Annotated in this window: 6 protein-coding genes; 4 read left to right on the forward strand and 2 right to left on the reverse strand. The window is 54.4% G+C overall.

The window, feature by feature from the left end:
* Positions 1 to 122 precede the first annotated feature (122 nt).
* A complete protein-coding gene (locus CR155_RS20310; protein WP_102071877.1) occupies positions 123 to 704 on the reverse strand; it encodes an SDR family NAD(P)-dependent oxidoreductase in 582 nt (193 codons plus the stop codon).
* Positions 704 to 2,455 carry a thiamine pyrophosphate-binding protein gene (locus CR155_RS20315; protein WP_158238310.1) on the reverse strand — a complete coding sequence of 584 codons (1,752 nt, stop codon included), beginning with the start codon at positions 2,453 to 2,455 and terminating at the stop codon, positions 704 to 706. The genes CR155_RS20310 and CR155_RS20315 overlap by 1 nt, the downstream gene beginning before the upstream one ends.
* Before the next feature lie 339 nt (positions 2,456 to 2,794).
* On the opposite strand from CR155_RS20315, the gene CR155_RS20320 reads away from it, so the two are divergent.
* The 4 genes from CR155_RS20320 to CR155_RS20335 all read left to right on the forward strand — a co-directional run bounded on the left by CR155_RS20320 (position 2,795) and on the right by CR155_RS20335 (position 6,639).
* Positions 2,795 to 3,766, forward strand: coding sequence for a tripartite tricarboxylate transporter substrate binding protein (locus CR155_RS20320; protein ID WP_102071879.1), 972 nt, complete (start codon positions 2,795 to 2,797; stop codon positions 3,764 to 3,766).
* A 10-nt stretch (positions 3,767 to 3,776) separates the two neighbouring features.
* Positions 3,777 to 4,664, forward strand: a complete 888-nt coding sequence (locus CR155_RS20325) for a LysR family transcriptional regulator (protein WP_102071880.1) — start codon at positions 3,777 to 3,779, stop codon at positions 4,662 to 4,664.
* Positions 4,665 to 4,768: 104 nt separating this feature from the next.
* On the forward strand, positions 4,769 to 5,629 hold the full coding sequence (locus CR155_RS20330; protein WP_199171837.1) for an SDR family oxidoreductase: 861 nt from the start codon (positions 4,769 to 4,771) through the stop codon (positions 5,627 to 5,629).
* A 41-nt stretch (positions 5,630 to 5,670) separates the two neighbouring features.
* Complete coding sequence (locus CR155_RS20335; RefSeq protein ID WP_102071882.1) at positions 5,671 to 6,639, forward strand: Bug family tripartite tricarboxylate transporter substrate binding protein; 969 nt, start codon at positions 5,671 to 5,673, stop codon at positions 6,637 to 6,639.
* Positions 6,640 to 8,057 lie beyond the last annotated feature (1,418 nt).

The following is an 8,057-nucleotide window of genomic DNA, read 5'->3' on the forward strand; positions in this document are numbered from 1 at the left end:
TCGCCGCCAGGTGCCCTGACCAGTATTCAATGCCCTTGTTCATGCTGCTGCTCCATAAAAGTGAACAGGCCGAACAATGACGCAATCAGGCTGCGAGGACAATCCTGTGCTCGATGGATCGCTTACGCGATACGCCCCGGAGCGACGCTGTTTACCGTCACGCCCTGACCACCATAGGCGCCCGCAAGGCCTCGCGTCAATCCCATAAGCGCTGTTTTTGAAGTGTGGTAATCCAAGCCTGAGACAGGCACATAAGTACGAGCAGCGCGCGACACGATATTGATCACCCGTCCGAATCCTTGTGACGCCATGGCAGGGATGAGTTCGCGGCAAAGGATAAACGGCGCCGTCACATTCACTCGATGCACTTGCTCCCACTGCGCAGTAGTAAGCAACGGCAAAGGAATGGGTTCACCCCTATCTTTAGGCGAGATACCAGCACAGTTGACGAGCACATCACACGCTCCCATAGCGTCACCTAGGCACCACTGCGCTGCTGCTATGAGTTGAGCTTCGTCTGCCACATCCACTACCCTGCCTTGCATGCGGCTTGCGTTGGTGCTAAGCGCTTTTGCCACCTCATGCACCGTCTCGCTTAGATCAAAAAGATAGACGGAGTAGCCCTCTCGGGCAAAGCACTCCGCGGTGGCCCGACCGATCCCACCCGCTCCTCCTGTTATCAATACTGAGCGAGTCAATTTCATTAATCAGCTACTCCAACTTCCTTCTTCACGCCTTCCAGATCCGGGGCATCAGTAAAAGAAGCGATGAGCGATTTGTATGAAAGCTCAGAAGAGATCCGTGCGTCGATCACGGTAGGCACTTCGGCAATAAGAGCTTCTCTGAGAGCGGCAGCTAGCTCCTGTGGCGTGTTTACCTTGACGCCATGGCAGCCCATGGCCTGGGCGATGGCCGCGTGGTCGAAGTCGTGAAATTGTGCGGCGAAGGGGCCTCTGATATGCGTCGACCATCCTAACATCTGATTATTAAATATCACTGTGATTATAGGAATGTTTGCTTCGATGGCTGTCATAAGCCCGTTCATTGACATCGAGAAGCCCCCATCGCCGCACACGGCTACGACCGGGCGCTCAGGATGTACAAGCTTCGCCCCCATGGCTGCGGGTATTGCATAGCCCATAGGCCCAGCGCCTGCCGCTTGAAGAAATCCTCCAGCTTCACGCGTGGTGTAGTAGCGCATCATGAATATGCGGTTTTCCCCCGCATCGCAGCACACAATCGCATTGGACGGCAATACATGCTGCATCTCTGCTATGAGGCGCGGAGGCGACATCGGTATCGTCGGATCCTCGAATTGAGCACTCTCTTGATGTAAGTAAGGCTTTCGATAAGCCTTAACTCTTTCTATTCCATGGCCATCAAATCCAACAGCCGCTTCACGCAACGCCTCAAGTGCGATCGCTGCCTCTCCAATAACCACATGATCGGCCGGAAAGCTCCATGAGGCGTTAAGTGATTCAATATCCAATTGAATAAGTACTTGGCGCCGCGGATCAATGAGCGAGGGATTCTCATACGCAGTATCGGAAGCGGAGAGCTTAGTGCCCACTGCCAGGATGAGATCGGATTCACCCACGCAAGCGTTGGCGGCGGGATGTCCGAAAGTGCCATACAACCCCAAAGCTAGCCCATGGGACTCGGCAAATACGCCCTTGCCGGAGGGAGATGTGACCACGGGAATGTTCAGAGATTGCGCAATGTTATGCAGCGCTGAGTAGGCTTGACCAATGCGTACCCCGTTGCCCGCAATTATCACCGGACGCTTTGCCTGCCCAAGCGCTGCCGCCGCATCCTGAATCGCCTCGGGATCGACGTGCTTCGATTTACGACTCAAATAAGCACTTGTGCTGTAAAGACGCGGCGAGTCCTCAGGGCTGACCTGTCCCGTAAAGGCAGAAATACTAAAGAGGACCGCCACGGGTCCAGGCTGGCCCGCCATCGCATGCTTGATAGCCAACTGCGTGGCGTGCACCGCAGCTGCTGGATGATGCGCTTCAAACACTTGTTTGGTGACCCCCTTAAAGCTCAGACGCGCATCCCAACCGCCATAATCACCCCTGCCGCTCTGATAGGGGCCATGCAGCGAGAGCTCGGGCGTGTCGCTAAAGTCCGTTAAAAGCAGCATGGGCGAACTTGACAGCTGCGCCTCGATCGTGCCAAGCAAACCATTACCAAGGATCCAGGGGCCTTGCCCAATAAGCACACCAGGCTTACCCGTTAACCGCCCATAGACTTCCGCCATGGCGCTGCCCAAGGACTCCTCGCGCACAAGTACCGTGCGAATACAATCCTGGTACTTCTCAAGCGCCGCCCAGATATGGCCCGCATGGCCGCCGGCGATGCCAAATACCGCATCAATGCCGGCCTCTTTCAGCACCTGGACTACCGCCTCGGCAGCGCTTTGTGGGCTTTGCAATAACTGTTTGGTCGTCATCCTTGTCCTGTATCCCGTCTTGAGAGTGTGTGACTTGTGCATGAGAGTCGTCCGCAAGCCTCACTACGGAAGTCATGCGTCGGCACATTAGTATTGGTGGTGTACCTCCCAGATTGTGCTCATAGGTTGCGCGGAATGCAATTTTGGAATTTCTAATACGCTTATAAGCGCAATAAATGAAACTGCTTCGACGGCTCGCGAAAGCATCACCATATTAAAGTCTTCTAATGATAGGCTTTGAAAAATGCAATGGTGGACCACGGCCATTCCTTTAGACTATGGAACGAGCGGAACATCTAGGGCATAAAAAACGTTACACATCCAACAGGAGGAAGAGACATGCTAAAAACCTATAGAAAGGCACGAGTTTTGGGAGGGGTATTTGCTGTGGCCAGTATGTTAGCGCTGGGCGCAGCGGCAAAAGCCGCCTACCCGGAGCGGCCCATCACCATGGTTGTGAACTTCGGGCCCGGAGGGGTCACGGACCTCATGGCCCGCGCACTTGCCTCGGGCATGGAAAAAAACCTGAAACAGACTATCGTCGTGCAGAACAAGCCCGGAGCATTAGGCACTCTAGGCCCTGCGCACGTAGCTAAACAATCACCCGATGGATATACGGTAGCGATCGTCTCGGCTTCGGTTGTCACGACCACGCCTCACCTCATGGATATCTCGATCAAGCCTGAGGATCTCATCCATGTAGCAGGCTTCGGCAAGAATCGCTATGGAATTGTCGTGCATGCCGACTCTGAATTCAAGAATGTCTCAGACCTCGTTGAAGCGGCCAAGGGCAGTCAGTCGGTATTCTTTGGCTCACCCTCCACGCCCAATAGCCTCATCTTCTTTGACCTGGGCCGAAAAACAGGCGGTAAGTTCGAACTTATTTCCTACAAAGCAGGACCTGAAGCCTCTCTCGCACTCTTGAGTCGCCAGGTTGCTGTAATCGCCGCGAACCCGCCTGATGTGATCAGCCATTTGAACGCTGGTAAGCTGAGGCTAATCGCTTCCGGCAGCGCAGAGCGGTGGAGGGAGTTCCCGAATGTGCCTACTCTGCGAGAGGCGGGCTATGACGTCTCGGTGGAAGCTTGGGCAGGAGTGGCTGTGCCGGCAAACACGCCACCAGAGGTCATCGATCGGCTTCAAGAGAGCATCGAGGGTGCGCTTGAAATGCCGGAAGTACAGGAAAAGATTCGTCAAGTCGGCGCGGATCCGATGTTCATGGCGGGCAAGGAATATACACAGTACTTGCTGGATGAACGCGAGAAGACCGGCGCTATCATTAAGGATGCTGGTATCCCCCGGATTAAATAGCATATAGGACATGGATCTTCAACACATTCGATCATTTATCGCTGTGGCGCGTGAGGGTAACCTCACGCGGGCAGCCGAGAGATTGCACCTGACCCAGCCGGCCGTGAGCATTCAGTTGAAAAACTTTCAACAGGAATTAGATCTGACGCTACTGGTGCGAACGAGCACAGGGCTGTCGCTGACCGCCGATGGGCAGGAGATCCTACCCCTGGCGGAGCGCGTACTCGCATCAGTCCGTCAGCTCCAAGAGCGCGCCGCGCATATGCAGACTAGCATCAGTGGCGAGCTTTCCATCGGCACAACAATGAATCCGGAAATCACGCGTCTAGGTACTTTTTTGAGTAATCTGGTAACCGCCTGTCCGCGGCTCCGCACTAAGCTTCACCATGGAATGACAGGATTGGTAAAAAGCCAAGTGCTTAAAGGCAGCCTTGATACGGGCTACTACGTCGCCGGACCTGAGGAACTGATACCGCCCGAATTACACGCACTACATCTAACAGTCTTTACGCATTTCATCATTGCGCCTCAAGGCTGGCGCTCACGCGTCGAGGGCAAAAGCTGGAGCGACCTTGCTAAGCTGCCTTGGATATGGCCTTACCAAAACTCAGTCTATAACCGTTTGCTGTCCGCAAAGTTTCAACAGCATGGGCTCATACCCAACGTCGCAGCTGAAGCGGATGTCGAGGCTTCGATGCTCGACATGGTGCGCTGTGGAATAGGGTTGTCTCTTGCTCGCCAGCCAGTGGCCATTCGAGAAGCCGAAGCACATGGCATAGTAGTGCTCGAAGCTCTTCCCCTACCTTCAAACCTGTATTTCATCACCGCCGCTCAACGGAAAGAAGAGCCTATCATCGTGGCCGCCTTTGACGCCGTACGCACCGCATTTGCCGCATAAAAGTAAAGCAAATTGAATTTCGCGCACATGCGATATAACAAACTTAAAAAATGCGTTTAACAATTTATCAATAGGCGCATCGAACTCGCCTGCCTAGAATAACGGTGGTTATAAAAGTTCCCGAAGTATCAAGCTACTGCTTTATGCGGATCGCACTGATCTTTCCACTGGGAACTGCCGATGATTACTTTTCAGGCGTGTGGATGACAAATACGAAAAATCGAACTGCGCTCATAACCGGCGCATGCGGTGGTCTTGGGACTGCTATTGCTGAGCGCTTGTGTAGAGACGGGTACAGGGCCCTACTTCTGGATATGTCGGAAAAGGTACATGCACAAGCCCGAGCTCTGAATCAGCGAGGCTTTCAGGCGCGCGGTGTGGTGTGTGACATCACCGACGAAGATGAGATCAAAGCACTGTTTGACCAGCTAGATGCTGACGCAGAGAGCGTCGACATTCTCGTGAACAATGCAGGAATATCTCCTAAGATCAACGGCAAGAGCCTCACTGCTGAGGAGGTCTCTTTGTCGGAGTGGCAAGCGGTGCTGACGGTAAACCTTACTGCCCCGTTCCTGCTTAGCCGCACTGCTTCTCCGCGAATGCGCGAAAGAGGTTGGGGACGCATCATTAATATGGCATCTGTCGCCGGGCGCACGCGCTCCATGGTGTCAGGTGCGCACTACTCCGCATCGAAGGCAGGCCTCATCGGCTTTTCGCGGATGTTCGCCTCACAGGTTGCTAAAGACGGGATCACAGTGAATTGCATCGCGCCTGGCACTATCGATGCCGGGCTTGGCGGACAACTGGACGCGCACATGACGGCAAACTACAAGAAAAACATACCGGTGGGACGTATCGGTGAGCCAGAGGAAGTTGCTGCCATGGTCGCTTACCTCGCCGGCGAAGAAACTTCTTTTATTACTGGTGCCGTGTTTGACATCAATGGCGGCTACTTCATGCCCTGACTGGGCTACGGGCATTGTTGCCCACATAGAGGAGATAAAAAATGAAGAAATTAATTTTAGCCACGGCGCTGTTCGCCGTGATGTCCCCACTGTCCGCAATATCGCAAGCGGCGGACTACCCCTCCAAGCCGGTCACAATTACCGTGCCGTTTGGAGCGGGAGCATCTATCGGCAGCATTACACGCATCGTGGCCGATAAGCTATCAGCGCGATTGGGACAGCCCTTCGTAGTCGAGTATAAACCGGGTGCCGGGGGCACTATCGGCTCTGCGCACGCGGCTGCCGGAAAGCCCGACGGGTATTCGCTGCTAGTCTCTGCTACTGGAACCATGTCTATAGCCCCAGTTCTTTACGAAAATCTTTCCTACAAGTCTGACGAGCTGGTTCCTATTGCACAGATGATGCGGGTACCCTTTGTTATAGCTGCTGGTACAGGCTTTAAAGGTTCCACGCTTCCCGACCTCGTCAAGCAAATCAAGGATGAACCCGGCAAGTACAACTTTGCGTCTACGGGCAATGGCACCTTGGTACATTTGGGTGGCCAACTATTTTTGAATAAGATCGACGGCAAAGCCGAGCATGTGCCGTACGCTGCTGGCTCAGAGGTCGCGGTCGCCCTTATTTCCGGTGATGTGCTCTTTAGCGTAGCGAACATCTCCACCGTCGCACCTCACTTTGCCACCGGACGGATCAAGGGTCTGGCAACCACCGGGCCAGAGCGCTTCCCCCTCTTGTCCGATCTACCAGCTGCAAGCGAGAGCGGGATTAAGGATTTTGCTGTGCGTCACTACGTGGGCATTTTCGGACCACCCGGACTTCCAACTGAGATAGCCGAAAAACTCAACAAGGAGATTAACGAGATTCTCCGCGACCCGGATGTTGATAAAGCCTTCAAGGCACAGGGCGACCTGCCAACTCCTGTCAGTCGCGAAACGTTCGCCCAAACCGTCTCGTCTGACGCGAAAATTTGGGGCGGTCTAGCACGGAAAATGAATCTTTCGACAAACTAGCGCTTAAAGGTGAGTGCCACCGGCATGCCCCATGTTCGTACATGGGTGTGCTGGAGGCTCCCCGAGTTCGTCATAGAATTAAATGTCAGCGCCTGCTCCAAGGCAACGAAATATGAAGTCGGTAGACGGAGCTGCCCACGCGCCAGCCCTACGGCAGGCGAACATGTCAGTCACAGAGACCCATTGGCACCCGAAGGCTTTCGATGAGCAACAGCATCCGGCCCTTATAAGCTGCTTACCGTACCCGCGAGGCGACTGGATGGACGTACCTACCGTTTCCGTAATCGGCCTATCTTTCGGTTTATGCTGTGCGGTGCTAACCGCTTTCGATCGTAGGGCGTAGATTGAAGCTTCAGAAATAACATCGTCTTTTGAGTTATTGCGTATCCATCTTATAAGGGGGCTTTGCCCCTCCCCCTTACGGGCGAGCCTCCCCGTAGCCACGCTACTAGTTATTAGGCTGTTCCGGATTGAGCTCTTGAGTCTCTTCGCTACCCAGGGTGGTGAGGAACAGCCCAGCCTTCCTGAAGCAGAAAACTGTTTCAAGAAAGCCTTCAGAAAAATGCCGCCAGGTATGGAGCCGTCTTCGCCCGCCAGCCATTCAGCTCGGGGTGCTAGCTTCGCCGCCCCGCCCAGTGTCTCAAGCTTGTCCCACAGCACCAGGTTTCCCGCCCATGCTGCCGTTTTTAAACCGACCATGAGCGCGGCAATAGTCCAATCTTTCACGTGGCGTTCGTCCGGTTGGAACAGGCTCTTTCGAGATTCTCGGTTAACCGTCATCGAATCCCACCTTCCCAACATGCTGAGGCCCAGACCTTCGCTTCACGTGAAAAATTGTGATTGCCTACAGTATAGCGATCCGGTGCCCATATCCGGGGTACGAATTTCATACTCTTTGCCGCCTGAGCTCGAGATGGCCCATGCCATTTTCGACTCCGATCAGGAAGTGAGTGTTAGCTTCGAGCGGTCTGACGGCACTAATCTGACGGAAGTGCGCGCGAACCGATTCGCCTCCTGTTACCTCATCCCTCCGGCCTTCCTATCGAAGCTCCCTGACGCAAATGGGTGGAGTGATTCTAACTCTATCGATTGGGCCAACAAGCTGCGGGTAAGCTGCTCGGCGTTGGCCATCGCCCTGCGTGAAGCGAAGCTTATCGATCAGCCCGCGTACATCCGTATCTCCCGCCTTCGTGTTCCCCGACACGTCAAGATCGATCCGGAGCTACCTGAATCGCTTAATCCCACCCAGCGCTTGCGCAAGGAACAGTTGCTCAAGCGTGGCCTCTCAGACGTAACGGCCCGGCCAGCACCGTGTTGCGTTAAATCCGAATCTGCATCAGCCGCTCGTTGACCTCTTGAAGGTCGAAGGCAGCTGGATCGAATGGGCCGCCATGCCATTGCATCATCTGTTCGTGTTC

The sequence above is a fragment of the Pollutimonas nitritireducens genome, assembly GCF_002849615.1.
Taxonomy (GTDB): Bacteria; Pseudomonadota; Gammaproteobacteria; order Burkholderiales; family Burkholderiaceae_B; genus Pollutimonas; species Pollutimonas nitritireducens.